Below are 2,427 nucleotides of genomic sequence, written 5' to 3'. Positions count from 1 at the left end.
CCATCTAATACTGGTTTAATTCCCAGACCTAATACGGGACGGAGATTATCTATCTCGAATATTCCGATGCTCATAAAGGAAATGATTAAAAAAATAAAAACAGTAATAGGAAATATTATTTCAAACATCCGTGCAATTGAATTAATACCACTCATAATCAAATAGAGACCTATCCACATAAAAGGCATAACAATAGCCCATGTGGGGGTTCCTTCGAGCAAAAAAAAGCTTATTACTTCTGCCATTGAACGAATTTGAAATGCTGAAGTTGTAAGAAAATACCCTATAATAAGAAAACTAAGTAATCTGCCTATCCATTTCCCTACAATATCTTGACTGTATTGGTAAAATGTTTTTTCTGGAAACTGCTGACTTAATTTGACCATAATTACTCCTGAAACCATTGCCAGTATTCCACCTAATATCACACTTATCCATACATCTGGTGTTTTCACTTTTTCCACAGATGCTCTGGGCAGAGTGAGAATTCCTGTCCCAAGTATGTAATTTACAATAATAACAACTGCTTGCGAAGTTGTTATTCGGTCTTTAAGTTTAGTAATCACTGAAGGCCACTTCCTTTCGTCATCAGCTACCTTTTGCGGATATTTTTTTTGGTATGCATTATTTTCGGTCGACGTCTCATTATTTTTAATGGCATGCGAACCATAAAATCTTTCCAGTCACTGAATTGATATGGAACAGCAGGACTGGTATAAGGAACGCCAAAACTTTTCAGTTTCACTAAATGACTGCAAAGTAAAAGAAAGAAGAGAATAACTCCATACAAACCAAATATCGCAGCACAAAACATAGCTACAAAACGAAGAATGCGTAACGTAATTCCTACACTATATTGCGGAACAGTAAAAGAAGAAATAGCTGTTACCGCAACAACGATAACCATTATTGGACTAACAATTCCTGCTTCTACGGCAGCCTGACCAATTATTAAACCGCCCACAATTCCCATTGCAGGTCCAATTGGTTTAGGCAGACGTAAACCTGCTTCTCGCAAAACTTCGATAGCTACTTCCATAATTAACGCTTCTATTAAAGCGGGAAAAGGGACTCCTTCTCGCGATCCGATAATAGAAATAGCGAGCTTAGTGGGAATCAATCCTGGATGAAATGAAATAAAAGAAATATATAGTGCTGGAGCAAATAATGAAACAAAAGCTGTCATGAAGCGTAATAAGCGGAGAAGCGTACCAGGAAGCCACCTTTCATAATAATCTTCTGGTGATTGCAGCAGCATACTAAATGTAACTGGAGCAATTAAAACAAATGGTGTTCCATCTAACAAAATAGCTACTCGACCTTCCATTAAAGCACTAATAACACGATCAGGCCGTTCTGTATTTTGAATCTGTGGAAAAGGACTTAGATAATTATCTTCAATGAGTTGCTCTATATAACCAGATTCGAGTACACTGTCTATGTCAATTTTCTGAATTCTGTTTTTTACTTCATCCACCAATTCTGTACTAGCAAGATCTCTAATAAATGCCACAACTAACTCTTTCTTTGCACGTTCTCCTACTGGTAGCTTTACTAATGATAAGCTCTCATCCGCACAATGTCGTCGCAAAAGTGAGGTATTATCACTTAATACTTCAGTAAAACCGACCCGTGGCCCTCTGACTAATGCCTCCGATACTGGTTCTTCAATGTTTCGTTTATTTGCTTTTGTTGTACCAAGAATAAACACATCTGCTAAACCATCAATTAAAAGAGCTGTTGAACCTATCAATACTTTGGGTATTAAATATTTTATGTAATGGACTTCTGCTACTTCACTAATTGTAAGAACTTTATTTTTAATATATTCTTTTGAAACAGTCCCCTCCACATAAGAAGATTCATTTTTATATTCATCAGAAAAATCATCCATTAGTAATTTCATAATATGTTTGTCAATTATCTCTTTATCTGATAGGCCATCAACAAAAACGATCCCAGCCTGAATATCTGTGCGTCCAATATTAAACTTCCGAAAGCGAACATCAGAATTATGTCCGATTTGTTGCTTTATAAGTTCTAAGTTAGAGGCAAAATCATTTGTGAAATGAACGTTTGCATTTTGAGATAGTTTATGCTCTTGTTTCGTTTTAATTTGAATATTATTTTTTTTCACTTGTTTGTCTCTTGACTTCCACCAACTCATTCTTCCCACTCTTTCTCTGACATACGAACCCAATGAAAAAATCTTGAGATAGTATACGGAATTAAAAACAAGATAAAAGCTTGTACAAAGACTTTCCAATCTGGAAGATAAGAGGTAATTATGTTCCACATTTTTATCACCCAATTTATATACTCTGCTAGGATTGAGATTTCTAAAAAACGATATGTACTTAATAAAAAATAACTATAAGATTAAAGAACAGAAAAGCGAGACATTATGCTTATTTAGTACAAATAACC

General features: G+C 35.1%; 2 protein-coding genes. Both read right to left on the bottom strand.

Features of this window, described 5'->3' with window-relative positions; translation table 11 throughout:
- Positions 1–566: GerAB/ArcD/ProY family transporter (locus ABWK52_RS24095; protein ID WP_353772182.1), on the bottom strand; the 566-nt coding region annotated here is incomplete at its 3' end.
- A gap of 26 nt (positions 567–592) precedes the next feature.
- Positions 593–2,167 carry a spore germination protein gene (locus tag ABWK52_RS24090; protein WP_141537398.1) on the bottom strand — a complete coding sequence of 525 codons (1,575 nt, stop codon included), beginning with the start codon at positions 2,165–2,167 and terminating at the stop codon, positions 593–595.
- Positions 2,168–2,427 lie beyond the last annotated feature (260 nt).

Origin of the sequence: Bacillus sp. AP50 (assembly GCF_040492675.1) — a bacterium.
Lineage (GTDB): Bacteria > Bacillota > Bacilli > Bacillales > Bacillaceae_G > Bacillus_A > Bacillus_A cereus.
The sequence above is the reverse complement of the archived record's forward strand: the minus strand, read 5'-3'. Positions and strand labels throughout refer to the sequence as shown.

What these genes read in the sequence shown, in the direction of transcription:
- ABWK52_RS24090 (WP_141537398.1), bottom strand. Translation starts at nt 2,167, where the DNA reads ATGAGTTGGTGGAAGTCAAGAGACAAACAAGTGAAAAAAAATAATATT.